The organism is Collinsella aerofaciens (assembly GCF_019131995.1).
Classification (GTDB): Bacteria; Actinomycetota; Coriobacteriia; order Coriobacteriales; family Coriobacteriaceae; genus Collinsella; species Collinsella aerofaciens_S.
In genome coordinates this window covers 84,366-102,698 of record NZ_JAHONA010000001.1, presented here as the reverse complement: position 1 = coordinate 102,698, position 18,333 = coordinate 84,366, and the positions used below count along the sequence as shown (strand labels likewise).

Below are 18,333 nucleotides of genomic sequence, written 5' to 3'. Positions count from 1 at the left end.
GCAATGGGTTGCAATCAAATCCTGGACCGTTATATCGAGCAGTTGATCGAAACCTCTACGCCGCAGGCGCCGGCTTGGAATATCGAAAAGATTCGCGCCGGCAAGGAGAACACCTGGAACTATATCGACGGCTGCATGATCAAGGCGCTCATCGAGCTGTACGAGATCACGGGTGAGCAGCGCTACCTGACCTTTGCTGATGACTACATCGATTTCTTTGTCCAGGACGACGGTACCATCAAGCATTACAACCCGCAGGATTACAACCTCGATAACGTCAATGCGGGCAAGACCCTCTACAAGCTCTATGACCTGGTGGGCAAGCCCAAGTACCGTGCCGCCATGGACACCATCTACCGCCAGCTCGAGACCCAGCCGCGCACCAAAGAAGGCGTGTTTTGGCACAAGGCCGTCTATCCCAACCAGATCTGGCTCGATGGCATGTATATGGCCCAGCCGTTCTACATGCAGTACGAGCTGAGCTTCCACAACCGTCGTGCCTGCTCGGACAGCTTCCATATGTTCCAGGTCGTGCATGACCTGATGCGCAACCCCCTCAACGGTCTGTACTATCACGCTTACGACGCGAGCCGCAAACAGTTCTGGTGCGACCCGGTCACCGGCCTTTCGGCTAACTTCTGGCTGCGCGCCGAGGGCTGGTTTGCCATGGCACTCATCGATACCTGGGAGCTCATGCCGCCTTCGATGTCAGCCGAGAAGGACGAGATTCGCAAGATGTTCCACGACCTGATCGACGCCATGCTGCCGTATCAGGACGAGAAGACCGGCATGTGGCATCAGGTCATCAACCTGCCCAATATCGCCCCCAACTACCTGGAGGAGTCTGGTAGCGCGATTTTTGCCAATGCCATCATGAAGGGCGTGCGTCTGGGCGTGCTGGGCGAGCGTTACTACCAGTACGGCCGTCGCGCCTTCGACGGCATCTGCGAGACCTGCCTGTCCGAGCATGATGGCCAGCTGGCGCTCGACAACATCTGCCTGGTCGCGGGCTTGGGCAACACCGCGCACCGCGAGGGCACGTTTGATTACTACATGAGCGAGCCCGTGGTCAAAAATGATGCAAAGGGTGTGGCGCCGCTGGTGCTTGCCTATATCGAGACCATGCATCACGACAAGCTGGCCGGTAAGCGCGATCCGCTCGCCCCCTCGGGCGTGTGCTCCATCGAGGACCCGTTTGGCGGATACACCCCGGGCATCAACGCTCATAAGGGATGTGAATAACGTGGGGGCTATTACTCCGGGTGTACGTTTGCACGACCTTCCGCAGGGGACCGTCGAGGAACGCATTCGCATGGCGGGAGAGCTGGGCTTTTCGTGCATTCAGCTGCCGAGCAAGGTGCTCTACGCATCGATGGGGATCGATCGAGGCGGCCTGACCAGCGAGCTTGCCGACCATTTGCGTGCCGTGCTCGATGAGTCGGGCGTTTCGGTCGCCGTGCTCGGCTGCTATAAGAATTTGGCGACGCCCGATCGCCAACAGCTCATGGATAACTTTGCCGAGTACGAGGCGTGCCTGAACTTTGCCAAGATGCTCGGCGGCTGCCCGGTGGGTACCGAGACCGGTCGCCCCAATGCGCAGAACCGCGTTGCCGACGACCGCATGACCGATGAGGCACTCGATGCGTTTGCAGACGGGCTTGCACACATCTGCGATCGGGCCGAGGCCGTGGGTGGGCAAATTTTGATCGAGCCTGGTTGGAACGAGACCGTTAACACGCCAGATCGCTGCCGTGAAGTGCTGGAGCGCGTCTCGAGCCCGTCGCTCGGCGTGATCTATGACCCAGTGTCGCTGCTGCACCCCAGCGTCGTTGACGAAGCGCAGGAAATTACCGCGCGCATGCTCTACTTATGCGGCAGCAAGATCCGCGTGCTGCACGCCAAGGATTATGAGGTCGTCGACAACGAGGACGAAGCCGGTTGGTGCGACGGTACGGGTTCGCGCCTGGTGTGCCATGGCGTGGGCGAGACGGGACGATACGACTTTGAGCCCGTGGTGGCCTGGGCGGCTGCCGCCTGCCCTGGGATTCCCTGCGTGGTCGAGAACAGTGTGCCGGCGACGGGGGCTGACTGCCTGGCGACACTCGAGCACATGTCCGCTCGCTGCGGGGCTTTGCATCGCGAGTTATAGCATTGGCTTTTGTCGTGTCGGCAGATTGAGATTACCTGTATGGGGGCGGCGGTGAAGGGTCTTTATCGTCGCCCCATTGGATTGCATTAAAAAGGGGAGTTGCGTGGCTATCCACATTGTCGAAGAGGCGAATCGTTGCCTGGGTTGTAAAAGGGCGTTCTGTCAGATTAAGGGCTGCCCAGTTCAGACGCCTATTCCGCAGGTCATCGACCTGTTCAAACAGCGTCGTCTAGAAGAGGCGGGCGAGCTGCTGTTCCAGAACAATCCCATGAGCGCGGTCTGCTCCATGGTGTGCAACCATTCGGGCCAATGCGAGGGTGCTTGCATCCAGGGCCGCAAGGGCGCACCCGTACATTTCTCGAGCATCGAGCACTACATCTCCACAGCGTATTTAGATCGTAAGGAGTGGACGCCCGCGCCGTCGTGTGGCAAACAGGTTGCTGTGGTCGGTTCCGGTCCCGCCGGTATTACCGTGGCCATTAAGATGGCCCAGCTGGGCTGTGCCGTCACGGTATTTGAACAGCGCCCCGAGATCGGCGGTGTGCTGGAATACGGTATCCCCGAGTTCCGCCTGCCCCGTGCGCTCGTACAAAAGTACCGTCACGTGATGTGCTCGCTTGGCGTGCGCGTGCGCCCCTCGACCACCATTGGTGGCGCGCTGCATATCGACGACCTGCTGCGCGACGGCTACGATGCGGTCTTTGTTGGTACCGGTACCTGGCGTGCCCGCAAACTGGGCATTCCCGGCGAGTCGCGCGGCAACGTGCTGTTTGGTATCGATTACCTGGTCGATCCCACGAGCGTGGCTATCGGGCAGAACGTGGCGGTCATCGGTGCCGGTAATGTGGCCATGGATGTGGCCCGCACGGCGCTGCGTTCGGGTGCTCGCAAGGTCACTGTGTATGCACGCTCGCGCCATATCTCGGCCATCGACGACGAGGTCGAGCTGACCGAGCTTGACGGTGCCGAGATTGTGTGCGGCAAGGCGATCTGCGCCATCGACGATAACGGTCCGGTGTTCGAGACGGCTATCTTTGACGAGGACAACAATGTGGTGGGCTACGAGGAGGAGCTCGACCATGTGTCTGCCGACACAGTTGTGATTGCGGCTTCGCAGGTGCCCAAAGACAAGCTTGTGCTTACGACGGGCGGCCTGGAGACCGACCATCGTGGCCTGCTTTCGGTCGACGAGAACGGCATGACAACGGTGCCTGGCGTCTTTGCCGCCGGCGACGTGGTTAACGGCCCGCTCACGGTGGTTCATGCCGTGGCAGGCGGCAAGCTCGCCGTCGAAGGCATGACCAGCTACCTGGGCCTCTAACACATTCCATCCATCAGTTGCGGTGAAATACGGACTGTTTTGGCTGTCAAAGGCCTTATCTACTCCGTATTCCACCGCAACTTTTTGTGGGGTGGGCTAGAGACGCTGCATGCGGTACCCGACACCCATGTGCGTCTGAATCATCTTGGGGTGAGAGGGATCTGCCTCGATCTTCTTGCGCAGGGTACGCATGAACACGCGCAGGCTCGCCAGATCGCTGTCCCAGCTCGTGCCCCATATCTCGCGGGTGATGAAGGTGTGGGTGAGCACCTTGTCGACGTTTTTCGCCAGAAGGACGAGCAATTTGTACTCGGTTGGGGTGAGCGAGAGCTCGCGTCCGTCTTTCGTCGCGTATCCCGCGGCGTAGTCGATATGCAGCGGACCGTTGTCGAACGTGCTCGCTTCTGTCGACTCGCTCGACGCCATCGAGGAGCGCCTCAAATTCGCACGGACGCGCGCGAGCAACTCATCCACAGAAAAGGGCTTGGTGAGGTAGTCGTCTGCCCCCGCGTCAAGTGCTGCAATCTTGTCGGAATCTTCGGTGCGCGCCGAAATGACGATAATGGGGACTGCCGACCAGCTTCGGATCTTCGTGATGACCTCGATACCGTCAATGTCGGGAAGGCCGAGGTCGAGCATGATGAGGCTGGGGCCGTGCGACACCGCATCCATGATGGCGGCTTGGCCGTTGCAAACCTTGCTCACGACATAGCCGTGGAGGTCAAGCGCGGTCGAAACGAGGTTTTGAACGGTCGGGTCATCTTCGACCAGGAGGATGCGTGGCTTAGCGGCATTATTCATGAATCTCAATCTCCTCGGCGGGCAGGGTAAAACGGAAGACAGCCCCATGGGGGTGGTTGTCGCGAACTTCGATGACGCCGCCATGCGCCTCCACGATGGAGCGGCAGAGCGACAGGCCAAGGCCGATGCTTCGACGCGAATCCACGGGCCGCGTATTGCCTGAGGTGAAGAAGCGCTCAAAGATATGAGGCTTGTCGCAGTCTGCCACACCCGGCCCATCGTCTGCGACGTCCACCACGACGAACGCGCCCTCGCGACGTGCGCTGATGGTGACAGTCGAGTCCTCGGGCGTGTATTTGAAGGCGTTCATGATGAGATTCGTAAGCACCTGCATGATGAGATGGACGTCGATGCGCACCAGCAGGATGTCGTCAGTGTGCTCGATGGTGACGGCACGTCCATGCGATGCTTGGGCGACATGGCTGAGGGCGGCCTCGATGACCTCGTCGATGAGCTCGGATGTTAAGTTGAGGCGAATGGTGCCGTCCTCGACGCGTGTGATGGCGAGGAGGTTCTCCACGGTATCGATAAGCCAGAGGGAGTCGTCGTAGATGGCATCGGCAAGATCGCAGCGTTGTTCGAGGCTGAGCTTCTCGTCGCTCTTCCGAAGGATTGCCGCAGATCCGGATATAGCCGTGAGGGGTGTCCTCAAATCGTGGCCGATGGAGCGCAAAAGGTTGGCGCGCAGCTGCTCGTTTTTCGCCAAGACCGCAGCCTCTTCGCGCTCTTGCGCCGCCCGGTCGCTTTCGAGCGCCAAGGCGCATTCACCTACGATAGATAGGACGATCGAATGCTCGAAGGCTTCGATCTCGCGCCCCTCCAGGGCGATGCCGATGACACCGAATACCTTGTCGCCGGTGCGAACCGCGAGGTAGAGACAGCGCGCCTCAGGCAGGGTCCGCGTGCTTGCGCCCGCACGCTTGTTGTTGGTGTAGGTCCAGGTTGCAACGGCGCGCTCGTAGTCGGTGAGCAGCGACGCGGATCGGTTTTCGGTGCCAGCGGACTCATAGAGCGCCTTGCCGAGCGTGCCGTGTTCGGCGGGGTAGAAGACCACGTCGAGTTTTAGCAGTTTGACGAGTTGGTTCATGGCGACGCGGGCGCACTCCTCCGCGCTATGGGCTTGCTGCAAGAGCTGGTTCGTTTCGAGGAGTACGCGCGTTTTGAATGCGTTCTCGGCGGATGTACGGGCGTTGTCGGCGATGCGCGCAGTTAACTCGCCGGCGACCATAGCGGTGGCGAACATGATGCCGAACGTGACCAGATAGCTTCGGTCGTAGCTGGCGAGCGAAAACAGAGGCGTGACGAAGCAGAAGTTGTAAAGCACTACAGAGAGCACGCTCGATACGATCGTGCAGATACGCCCCGTCGTGGTGACGGCGGTCAACAGGGCCGTGAAGATATAGAGGGATATGATGCTGGAATCGGCAAATCCCAGATGGCGGAAAGCCGTGCCGATCGCCGTGGCGGCAAGAGAGAGGGCCAGCGTGCGAAGCACGTTTCGGCTGCTGGGCGGCTGCAGGGCGAGCGCATGGCGGCGTCCTTTGGGTCGGGAGGGCGGAGTCGACTGTTCTGGAATGATGTAAATGTCGAGGTTCGGGGCGAATGTTATGAGCTGTTCTACGAGAGATTTGCGGCCGAAGAGGGCCTGACGGACGCTGCTGCGCTCGCCCGTGCGCCCCCCATGACGATCTTCGAAATACCCGACAGGCGTGCGAACTCGGAGATCTGAAACGCGATGTCGTCGCCATAGACGGTTTCCATATGTGCTCCGAGCTGCTCGGCTAGGGCGATATTGGCTGCAAGCTTGGCGCGCTCATCATCGCTCATGGCTTGCGTGCGCGGGCTCTCTACGAACAGGGCGACGAGCTCGCTGCGAAACGCTTTCGCCATACGTGCGGCGGCACGGACGATGCGGGGATTGGTCGGCGCCGGGGAGACACAGACTAAGATACGCTCCCTGGTGTAGTAGTCACGGTTTCCCAGCACGCGTGTGGCGTCTGTGAGGTGACCGGTGCGATCGGCGCAGCGGCGCAGCGCGATTTCTCGGAGTGCGGTGAGGTTCTCGACGGTAAAAAAATGCTGTTGCGCTCGGTCGGCTTGTGCGGGACGGTAGACGAGGCCGGCGCGAAGGCGCTCAAGTAGGTCTTCGGGCTCTATGTCGACGAGCTCGACCTGGTCGGCATCATCGAAGATACGGTCGGGGATTCGTTCGCTCACGACAACGCCGGTGATGGATGCAACCATGTCGTTTAGGCTCTCGATATGCTGAACGTTCACGGTCGTATAGACGTCGATGCCCGCATGTAGAAGTTCCTCGACGTCTTGATAGCGTTTGTCGTGGCGAGATCCCGGCGCATTCGTATGGGCGAGCTCGTCGACAAGGATGAGCTGAGGGGCGCGTTCGATAGCCGCATCTAGATCGAACTCGCTGAGCGCAATGCCGTTGTGCTCGATGAGTTTACAGGGCACGTTCTCAAGCCCTTGTGCAAGATGGGCAGTTGCCGGACGTTCGTGCGGCTCGATGTATCCCGCGACGACGTCGACACCTCGCCGCTTGGCGGCGTGGGCGGCTTGAAGCATCGCATAGGTTTTGCCTGTGCCAGCAGCGTAGCCAAAGAAAATTTTGAGGTGTCCCCGGCTGGTTCGAGTGTCATCGGCGACCCCGTCTTTCTCAATTGCCTTGAGGATGAGGTCTGGATTGACGCGAGTGTCCGATGCGTCGCGCTGCATAGCGTAGCCTTTCTGAAGCGTTGTCCATGCGTGCATACGCGGTGAAGACACCACTGTATGCTCGCGAGGTCGAGTATAGGCGCACTGCAGCTGCAATAGTGCTTTCTACCTGCATCTTTACGGCATCTTAAGGACGTGAGCCCCGGCCCTCACGCCTCTTTAATCCCTAGAAGCGTTTACTGTCCCCAGACGCTTGCGAGGGCAGGCGTCCGAGACATCGGACCGCGTGTGAAAGGGGCGGTAAATGGACATCCTCATTCCCATCATCGGAGTCGTCTGCATTGGACTTCTTATCTATTACATCTACATTCTGATGAGGAGTGATTCGTAAACTATGGACGCTGCGATTCAGTACATCTTGTACTTTGCCGTACTCGTCGTCCTGGCCGTTCCGCTCGGTCGGTTCATGGCCCATATCATGGATGGTGAGCATACGTTCCTGTCGCCTGTGATTGCTCCTGTGGAGCGTGGCGTCTATCGTCTGCTTCGCATCGACGCGGCAGAACAGATGGGGTGTAGGCGCTATCTGGCGAGCGTGCTGGTCTTTTCGGGGATCGGCCTCGTGACTCTTGTGGCACTCCAGGCGCTTCAGTCCTTCTTGCCAGGCAATCCCCAGCACCTGCCGGGTGTGTCATGGGGCCTGTCGTTCAATACGGCTGCTTCCTTCATAACCAACTCCAACTGGCAGTCCTACTCCGGTGAGACCACCCTGTCCTACCTTGTGCAGTTCATGGGTCTCACTGTGCAGAACTTCGTTTCCGCTGGTACCGGTATCGCGGTCATGTTCGCGCTGATCCGCGGCTTCCGTCAGGTCAAGGAGCAGGGTCTGGGTTCCTTCTGGGTCGACCTCACCCGCACCGTCCTGTATGTGCTCATCCCGCTGAACCTCGTGTTTGGTATCTGCCTGGCTGCCGGTGGCGTCATCTCCAACTTCCAGCCGGCTCAGAAGGCTGAGCTCGTAGAGCCCGTCGCTGTCCAGCCTAATGCAGACGGCGGCTGGAGCGTCATCGACGGCGCCCAGATCGAGGGCGACACGGTCAAGGTCGACGGCAAGGTTGTCGAGGGCGCGCGCGTGATCACCGAGCAGTTCCTGCCTCAGGGTCCTGCGGCCAGCCAGGTTGCCATCAAACAGTCCGGCACCAACGGCGGCGGCTTCTTTGGCGCGAACTCTGCGCATCCGTATGAGAACCCCAATGCCTTCACCAACATCATCGAGATGACCAGCTTGCTGCTGATTCCGGTCGCCTGCTGCTTCACCTTCGGCATCGGTGTCAAGAATGCCGGGCAGGGCAAGGCCATCTTCGCGGCGATGCTTATCCTGCTTGTGGTCTTTACCGGCATCATCGCCGTTAACGAGCATATGGGTACGCCGCAGCTGGCAGATGGCGGCGCGGTCAACATCGAGATGACCGATGGCCAGGCGGGCGGCAACATGGAGGGCAAAGAGAGCCGCTTTGGCATCGCCTCCTCTTCCACCTGGTCCGCTTTCACGACGGCTGCTTCCAACGGCTCGGTCAACTCCATGCACGACTCCTACACCCCGCTCGGCGGGTTTGTCCAGATGCTCCAGATAGCGCTGGGCGAGGTAGTGTTCGGCGGCGTTGGCTGCGGCCTGTACGGCATGATCGGCTTCGCCATCCTCACGGTGTTTATCGCCGGCCTCATGGTCGGCCGCACGCCCGAGTTCCTAGGCAAGAAGATCGAGCCGACCGAGATGCGCTGGGCGGTGGTTCTGTGTCTCGCCACCCCGTTTGCCATTCTGGTGAGCTCCGCTATCGCCTGCATGGTGCCCGGTCTTGTCGATCAACTCAACAACGGTGGGGCGCATGGCTTCTCCGAGGTCCTGTACACCCTTACTTCGGCTGGCGGCAACAACGGCTCCTCATTCGCCGGTATGAACTGCAACATCCCGTGGATCAACGTGCTGCTGGGTATCGAGATGCTGTTCGCGCGGTTCCTACCGATTGTAGGCACGCTCGCCATCGCGGGCTCGCTGGCCGGGAAGGGCAAGGTCGCCGAGAGCGCCGGCACGCTTTCCACCACCAATGCCATGTTCGTGTTCCTGCTGGTATTCGTCGTTCTGCTGATTGGCGCCCTGAGCTTCTTCCCGGCGTTGGCGCTTGGTCCCGTTGCCGAATTCTTCCAGATGGTTGCGTAAAGGAGTCGCAGATTTATGGCTATGCAAAAAGACATGATGAGCCGCGCGGTGCGCGATTCATTTGCCAAGCTTGACCCCCGTGTCCAGGTCCAAAACCCGGTCATGTTCCTGGTGTGGCTGTCGGCCGCCATGACCTCCATTCTGGCCATCGCCTCTATTTTTGGGGTACAGGACGCCGACGTCCCCACGTACTATGTGATCGCCATTGCCGTCATTCTCTGGCTGACCGACCTCTTTTCAAATTTTGCCGAGGCACTTGCCGAGGGCCGCGGTAAGGCGCAGGCAGACTCCCTGCGCGCGGCGAAAAAGGACGTCGAGGCCCATCGCATCGAGTCCGTTGAGGATAAGGACCGCTTCACGGTCGTTCCCGGTACCGAGCTCTCACGCGGGGATCTGGTGGTCGTGCGCGCCGGCGAGCAGATTCCGGGAGACGGCGATGTCATCGAGGGTGCCGCCTCGGTTGATGAGTCGGCCATCACCGGCGAGTCTGCACCTGTGGTTCGCGAGGCTGGCGGTGACCGTTCTACCGTCACTGGCGGCACTACCGTGCTTTCCGATTGGATTGTGGTGAAAATTACCAGCGAGCCTGGCCAGAGCTTCCTGGATAAGATGATCGCCATGGTCGAGGGCGCCGCCCGCAAGAAGACCCCCAACGAGGTCGCGCTCGAGATCTTTCTGGTTGCTCTGTCCGTCATCTTCATCCTCGTGACGCTCGCACTGTACTGCTACTCGAGTTTCTCTGCAGGGCTCAACGGTATGGCGAACCCCACGGCCGTGACCACGCTCGTGGCGCTGCTCGTGTGCCTGGCTCCCACAACCATCGGTGCCCTTCTGTCCGCCATTGGCATCGCCGGCATGAGCCGACTGAACGAGGCCAACGTGCTGGCCATGTCCGGTCGCGCCATCGAGGCCGCCGGCGACGTCGACATCCTCATGCTCGACAAGACCGGCACCATTACCCTGGGTAACCGCCAAGCCGCCGAGTTCATCCCGGTCGACGGCGTCGATCCCGCGGAGCTGGCCGATGCCGCGCAGCTGTCCTCTCTGGCGGATGAGACCCCCGAGGGCCGCTCTATCGTCGTGCTCGCCAAGGAGCAGTTTGGGCTGCGCGGCCGCACACTCGAGGATAAGGGCATGGAGTTCATCCCCTTCACCGCGGCGACCCGCATGTCCGGTGTGAACTACGCCGACAGCGAGATTCGCAAGGGTGCGGCCGATTCCGTTCGCGCTTATGTGGAGGCTGCCGGAGGAGTGTTCTCGAAGGAGTGCGACGAGGCCGTCGAACGCATTGCGAAGGTGGGTGGCACCCCGTTGGTCGTGGCAAAGGACCGACGTGTGCTGGGTGTCGTCTACCTTAAGGACATCATCAAGTCTGGCGTGAAGGAAAAGTTCGCCGACCTGCGCCGCATGGGTATCAAGACCATAATGGTGACGGGTGATAATCCGCTGACGGACGCGGCAATCGCCGCCGAGGCCGGTGTGGATGACTTCCTGGCCGAAGCGACGCCCGAGGGCAAGCTCGATAAGATCCGCGCGTTCCAGCATGAGGGCCATCTGGTCGCGATGACCGGCGACGGCACCAACGACGCGCCGGCACTGGCGCAGGCGGATGTCGCCGTGGCCATGAACACGGGAACCCAGGCTGCCAAGGAGGCCGGCAACATGGTCGACCTCGACTCCAGCCCCACCAAACTCATCGATATCGTGCGTATCGGCAAGCAACTGCTCATGACCCGCGGCTCGCTCACGACCTTCTCGGTCGCCAACGACGTCGCCAAGTATTTCGCCATCATCCCGGCGCTATTCTCGCCGATCTACCCCGGGTTGGACTCCCTCAACATCCTGGGGCTCACCAGCCCGTTGACTGCCGTGCTGTCCGCCATTATCTACAACGCGCTGGTCATCGTCGCGCTGATTCCTGCCGCCCCGAAAGGCGTGAAGTACCGCGAGCTTTCGTCCGGCCAGCTGCTGACCCACAACCTGCTGGTGTGGGGCCTGGGCGGTATTGTGGCGCCGTTCGTATTCATCAAGATTATCGACATGCTGCTGGCCTTGTTCGGCATTGGCATGATGTAGACGGAGGTATGTATGTTCAAAGGTATCGCATCGCGCGCACTTGGCGTGTTCGCGCTGTTTACCGTTGTCTGCGGCCTGGGCTATACGCTCGTCGTGACCGGCATCTCCCAGGTTGCGTTCCCGTATCAGGCGAACGGTTCGCTCATTACGGTCGACGGCAAGGTTGTGGGTTCCGAGCTCATCGGCCAGAACTTCGATGACGAAGCCCACATGTGGGGTCGTATCCAGAACGTGTCAATTGTCGAAGGCGAAGATGGCGGGCTCATGGCGTATGGTGCCCCGTCCAATTTGTCCCCGGCGAGTGATGAGTATCGGCAGCTTGTGGATGCGCGCGTGAAGAAGATCCGCGCCGCCAACCCCGATGCCGATATGGACGCTGTGCCCGTCGACCTGGTGACGTGTTCGGGGTCCGGCCTCGACCCGGAGATCTCTCCGGATGCCGCCGAGTACCAGGTCCCGCGCCTTGCCAAGGCCACGGGCAAGAGCGAAGGCGAAGTGTGCGAGATCATCGCCCGGTGCACCAAGGGCCGATTCCTGGGCGTCTTCGGCGAGCCCACGGTCAACGTGCTCAAGGTGAACCTTATGCTGGACGGCGCGCTGTAGGTGAGGGAGTGGCGGATGAGGGCATGACTGACTACCTGAGCCCTCAATTCCACTCCGCCCATCAGTTGCGGTGAAATACGGACTGTTTTGCCTGTCAAAAGCCTCATCTACTCCGTATTCCACCGCAACTTTTTTGTGAGGGTCGGGATTGAAGGTGGGGAGTGCGAGCGAGTGCGAATGCGGCGGATACTGATACGATAGGTACGTTAGCAACTGCCGCCGAGCGGCTCAAACGAAAGGAAGCCTGTATGGAGTCATCCGCCTACCCGATGCTCTTTAGCCCGATCAAGGTCGGTACGACCGAGGTCAAGAACCGCGTCTTTATGCCGCCGGTATCCACGAACCTGGCCGATCATGGCTATGTGACCGACGACTTGGTCGACCACTACCGCGCCCGCGCCAAGGGTGGTGTGGGCCTCATCATCACCGAGGTCGTGACGGTCGAGCCCACCTATACCTATCTGCCGGGTGACATGTGCTGCTACGACGACACGTTTATCCCCGGCTGGGAAAAGCTCGCCGCAGCCGTCCACGAGTACGGCTGCAAGATCATGCCGCAGCTCTTCCACCCCGCCTACATGGCCTTTAACATTCCGGGCACGCCGCGCCTGATCGCTCCGTCCTTCGTGGGACCGTCCTATGCCCGCGAGGCACCGCGTCCTATCACGGTCGATGAGATCCACGAGCTCACGCATCAGTTTGGCGACGCTGCCGTGCGTATGCAGAAGGCCGGCGTCGATGGCGTCGAGGTCCATGCGGCGCACGCCCACGGCATGCTCGGCGGCTTTTTGACCCCGCTCTACAACAAGCGTACCGATGAGTACGGCGGCTCGCTCGACGCGCGTATGCGCTTCCTGCTCGAGGTCATTGCCGAGATTCGCGAGCGCTGCGGCAAGGACTTTATCATCGACGTCCGCATTTCGGGCGATGAATACACCGATGGCGGCCTGACCCTCAACGACATGATCTACGTCTCGCGTCGCCTGGAGAAGGCCGGCGTCGACATGATTCATGTGTCGGGCGGCACCACTATCAAGCGCGGCTCTGCCATTCCCGCCGCCGGCACGCAGCAGGCCTCGCATGCCGCCTGCTCGCGAGAGATCAAAAAGCACGTCAACATTCCCGTTGCCACGGTCGGCCGCATTAACGAGGCATGGATTGCCGAGGAGCTGATCGAGGACGGTGCTGCCGACATCTGCATGATGGGCCGCGCCAATCTGTGCGATGCCGAGTTCTGCAACAAGGCAGCCGCCGGCAACGCCGACGACATCCGCCCCTGCATTGGCTGCCTGCGCTGCCTGAACGGCATTATGTTTGGCAAGCGCATCTCCTGCACCGTCAATCCCGATGTTGAGCGCGACGAGGCCGGCTACGAGCCTGCCGCCGAGGCTAAGAACGTGCTGGTTGTGGGCGCTGGTCCTGCGGGCATGGAGGCAGCCTACATTGCTGCCAAGCGCGGCCACAACGTAGTGCTCGTGGATAAGCAGGGCGAGCCGGGTGGCGAGATGCGCATCGCGGCCGTTCCGCCGGCAAAGCAGGAACTCACCCGCGTGATCAAGTATCAGTACCGTCGCCTGGCCGAGGTCGGCGTGAAGTGCGTATTTGGCACCGAGCTTACTGCCGAGGACATTCAGCGTGACTACGCCGGCTACGAGGTTGTCCTGGCTTATGGCGCCGAGCCCATCGCCCCGGCCTTTATGCAGGGCTTTAAGCAGGTTATGACGGCTGACGACCTGCTGAGCGGCAAGGCTTTCCCGGGCAAGAAGATCGTCATCGTGGGCGGCGGTACCGTTGGCTGCGAGACGGCCGATTACCTGGCCCCGCTGGTCAACGACCTGTCGCCGGCCAATCGCGATGTGACCGTCATAGAGATGACCAAGACGCTCGCTGCCAACGAGGGCGGTGCCGGTCGCGCGGTGCTCATCACGCGCATGCTCTCCAAGGGCGTCCATGTTCTGACCGAGGCCAAGGTGACCGAGATCACCGAGGACACCATCAGCTACGAGAAGGATGGCGAGGTCCACACCATCACCGATGCCGATACGCTGGTGCTTGCCATGGGCTATCGTCCCAATACCAAGCTGGTCGACGACCTTGCCGCTGCCGGTGTTGCTGTCCACGTGCTAGGCGATGCCCAGAAGTGTGGCAACATCCGCGATGCCATCGGCGATGGCTACAAGGTTGCCTGCGAGCTCTAGTCAACCCCTTGGTGCATGTGAGGCCTATCCCCGCGGCGTCAGTCGGTAGATAGCAAAAAGCGGCGGTCGTCCCGTACGTGGGACGACCGCCGCTTGCGTTAGCTGCAATGAGTCGTGCGATTAGAGGCCCAGGATCTCCTTGACCTTGGTGATGATGGCCTCGTCGGTTGCGTTGGCAAAGAAGTACTCCTGGAAGTGCTCGCCGGCAAGTGCGCCCTTCACCAGGTCCTGATCGATCTCGCCCAGGACGTCGACGAGCGGACGCATGGTCACAGCGCGCACGCCGTCGAGGATCTTCTTGTTGCGCTGCTCGGGCTCAACACGCTCGGCGGGGTAGCCGTTGCCCGAACCAAAGCCAAAGAGCTTCTCGAAGGTGTACTCGAGGTTGAGCTCCTGGCCCCAGCCGTTCTTAAGAGCGAAGGGCATGGCGACGGCGTTGCCATCGTTGACCTGGGCAAAGGTGTAGGCGCCGAGCGGGTCGGCAACGTGGCCGCACAGCACGCCGGGGAAGGAGTTGCAGGCGAGCATGGCGCCCTCGCCGGTGCCGCAGCCGGTCACGACGTAGTCGGCAGCGCCGGAGTTGAGCAGCACGGCGGCAAGGATGCCGTTCTGCACGTAGGTGAGGGGCTTGGAGTCGGCGTCGGCATACATACCATAGTTAAAGACGGTGTGCCCCATGGGCTCGACAACCTTCTTAAGGGCAGCCTCGATCATGGGGTTCTTGGAGTTCTGAGAATTCTCGTTGATGAGAGCGATCTTCATTGCGAAATACCTTTCCTATTTCTAACTTGCGGTGAAATACGGACCGTCTTGCCTGGTAGAAGTCAAAATCAATCCCTATTTCACCGCAACTACTAAATGAACCTAAATGTGGGAGCGCGGTGAGCGAGCGGGCTTGAGACGGAGCAGGTTGCCTTGAAAGAGGAGGGAAGCGTACTTGGGTACGCGACCGACGATTGAAAGGCAAGATGCCCGTCTCAAGCCCGCGCAGCGCCTACTGGGGCTGCTTGCCGATGTATGCCAGGATGCCGCCGTCGACGTAGAGGATGTGGCCGTTGACGAAGTTCGAGGCATCGGAGGCCAGGAACACAGCGGGGCCCTTCAGGTCCTCGGGCGTGCCCCAACGGGCGGCCGGGGTCTTGGCGATGATGAACTGGTCAAACGGGTGACGGCTGCCGTCGGGCTGCGTCTCGCGCAGCGGCGCGGTCTGCGGCGTGGCGATGTAGCCAGGCCCAATGCCATTGCACTGGATGTTGGCCTCGCCAAACTCGGAGCAGATGTTCTTGGTGAGCATCTTCAGACCGCCCTTGGCAGCGGCGTAGCCAGCGATGGTCTCGCGGCCAAGCTCGCTCATCATCGAGCAGATGTTGATGATCTTGCCGTGACCCTTGGCGATCATGCCGGGCAGGCAGGCCTTGGAGACGATGAACGGGGCGTTAAGATCGATGTCGACGACGCGACGGAAGTCCTCGGCGCTCATGTCGAGCATGGGGGTGCGCTGGATAACACCTGCATTGTTGACCAGGATGTCGGGCGTGGTGCCAAAATCGGCCTCGATCTTGGCGACGAGCTCGGCGACGACGGCCTCGTCAGTGACATCGGCCACGTAGCCGTGAGCCTCAAAGCCCAGCTCGCGGTAGTGCTTCTCGGCCTCGGCGACCTTGTCGGCGTGGCGGGCGTTAAAGGCGATCTTGGCGCCGGCCTCGCCGAGCGCCTCGGCAATGGCCATGCCAATGCCGTAGGTGGCGCCGGTCACAAGTGCGACCTTGCCATCCAGGCGGAAGCTGTCCATAAGATCAGACATAGCGATCCTTTCAAAAGAAACGTTCATCTATATAAGTCTTGCTTTTAATACAAGCTCAGTATAGGAGAAACGGAGGAATTGACGCCCCTATTCTCCTAAAAATAGGTGAACGTTCACTTTTAAAAGGTGAACGGTTGAAATCGGTTGTCGCGATGCCCTTACTCGCTTTTCGCCATCGCGCCTTCCGCGATCATGTTGCGGTTGTAGACCAGGTGCAGATACATGGCGTCGTGCGCGGCGGTGGGGTTGCGCGCCTCGATGGCGTCGGCCACGCCGCGGTGCGTGCGGATGGTCTCCTCGACGAGCTTTTTGCCCGTTACGTCGATAAAGAGGGGAACGGATGCCTTGAGCACACCCATCAGGCGAGGGACGACGAGGTTCCCGCAGCTCTCGGCAATGGCGTTGTGGAATGCGGTGTCGGCGGCGGAGTAGTCCTCGCCGGCCTCGGCCAGGCGCTGGGACTCATCGCAGAGCTCGCGGATGCACATAATCTGATCTTCGGTCGCGTGCTCGGCGGCCATGCTCGCCATCTGCGGCTCGATCATAAAACGCACCTCGAGCAGGTCGCGCGCCAGGCGCTGCTTGTCGCCGATAAAGGTAAAGCCCAACGGATCGTCGGCAACGCCGGGGTTCGAGGCCACGTACGTGCCCGAACCCTGCTTGATGCGCACGATGTTGCGCGACTGCAGCAGCTTCATGGCCTCGCGCACGGTGCTCCTGCCGGCGCCCAGGCGCTCAACGAGTACGGCCTCCTTGGGCAGGCGATCGCCTTGCTCAAGGTGCTCATCAAGAATCAATTGAATGATTTTCTCGGAAATCTGCTCGGGGAGCCCCGATTCGGCGCGGGCCATAGCTATACCTCTCATTACAAAATACATCTGAGCTATTTTAGCGCACCACGGGCACGGTATTGGCCGTTGGGACCGAATCGAACGGCTCAGATATACCGTTTACAGCGAAAAGATGACCGTTCGCCAAATACATCAGACGTATTTCGAATAAATTTCAAAATGAAACGTCAGACCTTTCCAAAACACGCTATAGTCATCAGACGAATTCAAAAGGTCTGATGAATTGGAGGAAAGATGTCAGACCCAACGTTTATGGCAGATCCCACCAGGTTGGTCATCGCCGCCATCGTGGGTATCGCGCTGCTGCTTGCGCTCATCATTAAGTTCAAGCTGCACCCCGTGCTGTCGATGATGGTTTCGGCGCTTGCGATCGGCATCGGTGCCGGCATGCCGCTCGACCTGGTGGCCGATACCGTCACCAAGGGCGTGGGCACCACGCTGCAAAACATCGCACTGCTCATTGGCCTGGGCTCGATGTTCGGCCAGATCCTGGAGGAGAGCGGCGGCGCCAAGAAGATCGCCCAGACCTTCATTGACACCTTTGGTCAGGGTCACTCCAGCTGGGCGCTGGGCATCACCGGCTTGGTCATTGGCACCACGGTGTTCTTCGAGGCCGGCGTGGTCGTTTTGATCCCGCTTGCGTTTAGCGTGGCATCGCAGACCAAGAAGTCGACCCTCTACTATGGCATCGCCCTGCTCGCGGGACTGGCAGCCGGCTATGCCTTCGTGCCGCCTTCGGCCGGTTCGGTCCTCGTCGCCGGTACGCTCGGCGTCGACCTGGGCACCATGATTCTCGTCGGCATCCCCACCGCCTTTATCGCCATGGCTGTCGCCGGTGTCGTCTGGGGCCGCAACGTGGGTGGCCGCATCTTCACGGACGTCCCCGAGCACTTCACCTCCGCCGAGGGCGCGAGCGACGACAAGGAGCTTCCCTCCTTTGGCATGGTCCTTGCCATCGTGCTCACCCCGCTGTGTCTGATTCTGCTGGGCACGCTGTCCTCGTACATCCCCATGCCCGCCGAGGTCGCCTCGATTCTCGCCTTCCTGGGCAAGCCGTTCGTCGCGCTCACCATCGCCACACTTGTCGCCATGTACCTGCTGGGCGCTCGTCGCGGCTACACCGGTGCCGAACTCAAAGCCCTGCTCGACCGTTCGCTCAAGCCCGTCGGCATGATCTTGTTGGTTATTGCCTGTGGCGGCGTCATCCGCTGGATGCTGCAGGACTGCGGTCTGGGCCAGGTTATCGGGCCCGTGCTCGAGAGCTGCCCGCTGCCCCTTGTGGTCGTCGGCTTCCTCATCGCCGCGCTCGTTCGCGCCTCGGTCGGTAGCTCCATCGTTTCGATGACTATGGCCTCGGGCATTATGGCCGCCATGCCCGCGGTCGCCGGCGCCTCGGTGCTCATGCGTGCTGCCATCTGCCTTGCCATCTGCGGTGGCGCCACGGCGCTCTCGCACGTCAACGATGCCGGCTTTTGGATGTGCTCCTCGTTCCTCGAGATCGACGAGAAGACCACCCTCAAGTCCTGGACCATCATGGAGACGATCATCGGTCTTTCGGGCCTCGCCTGCGCCCTGGTGATCTCGTTCTTCGCCTAATCGCAAGCAAACGCTTTACATCAGCACGTACATCAATCGATACCAA

At 60.7% G+C, this 18,333-nt stretch carries 14 protein-coding genes; 8 read left to right on the top strand and 6 right to left on the bottom strand.

Annotated features, from left to right (window positions below; all coding sequences use genetic code 11):
• Positions 1-3 precede the first annotated feature (3 nt).
• From KSY82_RS00405 to KSY82_RS00395, 3 genes are all read left to right on the top strand, one after another.
• Positions 4-1,242: a glycoside hydrolase family 88/105 protein gene (locus tag KSY82_RS00405; RefSeq protein WP_254881636.1), complete on the top strand. Its 1,239-nt coding sequence runs from the start codon at positions 4-6 to the stop codon at positions 1,240-1,242.
• 1 nt (position 1,243) lies between these two features.
• On the top strand, positions 1,244-2,149 hold the full coding sequence (locus KSY82_RS00400) for a sugar phosphate isomerase/epimerase family protein (RefSeq protein ID WP_217749815.1): 906 nt from the start codon (positions 1,244-1,246) through the stop codon (positions 2,147-2,149).
• Positions 2,150-2,252: 103 nt separating this feature from the next.
• Positions 2,253-3,470, top strand: a complete 1,218-nt coding sequence (locus KSY82_RS00395; protein WP_368042012.1) for an FAD-dependent oxidoreductase — start codon at positions 2,253-2,255, stop codon at positions 3,468-3,470.
• A 96-nt stretch (positions 3,471-3,566) separates the two neighbouring features.
• Here the strand turns inward: KSY82_RS00395 and KSY82_RS00390 are convergent, their stop codons facing one another.
• From KSY82_RS00390 to KSY82_RS10310, 3 genes are all read right to left on the bottom strand, one after another.
• Positions 3,567-4,271 (bottom strand): response regulator transcription factor, encoded by a 705-nt coding sequence (locus KSY82_RS00390; RefSeq protein WP_161160344.1) that lies wholly within the window; start codon positions 4,269-4,271, stop codon positions 3,567-3,569.
• Positions 4,264-5,766 (bottom strand): sensor histidine kinase, encoded by a 1,503-nt coding sequence (locus KSY82_RS10315; protein ID WP_368042011.1) that lies wholly within the window; start codon positions 5,764-5,766, stop codon positions 4,264-4,266. The genes KSY82_RS00390 and KSY82_RS10315 overlap by 8 nt, the downstream gene beginning before the upstream one ends.
• 122 nt (positions 5,767-5,888) lie before the next feature.
• On the bottom strand, positions 5,889-7,001 hold the full coding sequence (locus KSY82_RS10310) for a universal stress protein (protein ID WP_254881634.1): 1,113 nt from the start codon (positions 6,999-7,001) through the stop codon (positions 5,889-5,891).
• Between the two features lie 334 nt (positions 7,002-7,335).
• On the opposite strand from KSY82_RS10310, the gene kdpA reads away from it, so the two are divergent.
• From kdpA to KSY82_RS00365, 4 genes are all read left to right on the top strand, one after another.
• Positions 7,336-9,159 (top strand): potassium-transporting ATPase subunit KdpA, encoded by a 1,824-nt coding sequence (kdpA, locus tag KSY82_RS00380; protein ID WP_217749814.1) that lies wholly within the window; start codon positions 7,336-7,338, stop codon positions 9,157-9,159.
• A gap of 15 nt (positions 9,160-9,174) precedes the next feature.
• Entirely contained in the window at positions 9,175-11,235 is a 2,061-nt protein-coding gene (gene kdpB, locus KSY82_RS00375) for a potassium-transporting ATPase subunit KdpB (RefSeq protein ID WP_217749813.1), read from the top strand.
• A gap of 12 nt (positions 11,236-11,247) precedes the next feature.
• Positions 11,248-11,838, top strand: a complete 591-nt coding sequence (kdpC, locus tag KSY82_RS00370) for a potassium-transporting ATPase subunit KdpC (protein WP_217749812.1) — start codon at positions 11,248-11,250, stop codon at positions 11,836-11,838.
• Between the two features lie 248 nt (positions 11,839-12,086).
• Positions 12,087-14,036, top strand: a complete 1,950-nt coding sequence (locus KSY82_RS00365; protein WP_217749811.1) for an NAD(P)/FAD-dependent oxidoreductase — start codon at positions 12,087-12,089, stop codon at positions 14,034-14,036.
• A 120-nt stretch (positions 14,037-14,156) separates the two neighbouring features.
• Here the strand turns inward: KSY82_RS00365 and KSY82_RS00360 are convergent, their stop codons facing one another.
• From KSY82_RS00360 to KSY82_RS00350, 3 genes are all read right to left on the bottom strand, one after another.
• Positions 14,157-14,798, bottom strand: coding sequence for an RpiB/LacA/LacB family sugar-phosphate isomerase (locus KSY82_RS00360; RefSeq protein ID WP_217749810.1), 642 nt, complete (start codon positions 14,796-14,798; stop codon positions 14,157-14,159).
• 232 nt (positions 14,799-15,030) lie between these two features.
• Positions 15,031-15,840 carry a gluconate 5-dehydrogenase gene (locus KSY82_RS00355; RefSeq protein WP_195535999.1) on the bottom strand — a complete coding sequence of 270 codons (810 nt, stop codon included), beginning with the start codon at positions 15,838-15,840 and terminating at the stop codon, positions 15,031-15,033.
• A 158-nt stretch (positions 15,841-15,998) separates the two neighbouring features.
• Positions 15,999-16,691 carry a FadR/GntR family transcriptional regulator gene (locus KSY82_RS00350; RefSeq protein WP_254881633.1) on the bottom strand — a complete coding sequence of 231 codons (693 nt, stop codon included), beginning with the start codon at positions 16,689-16,691 and terminating at the stop codon, positions 15,999-16,001.
• Between the two features lie 234 nt (positions 16,692-16,925).
• On the opposite strand from KSY82_RS00350, the gene KSY82_RS00345 reads away from it, so the two are divergent.
• Positions 16,926-18,287 carry a GntP family permease gene (locus tag KSY82_RS00345; RefSeq protein ID WP_254881632.1) on the top strand — a complete coding sequence of 454 codons (1,362 nt, stop codon included), beginning with the start codon at positions 16,926-16,928 and terminating at the stop codon, positions 18,285-18,287.
• The last annotated feature ends 46 nt before the right edge of the window (positions 18,288-18,333 follow it).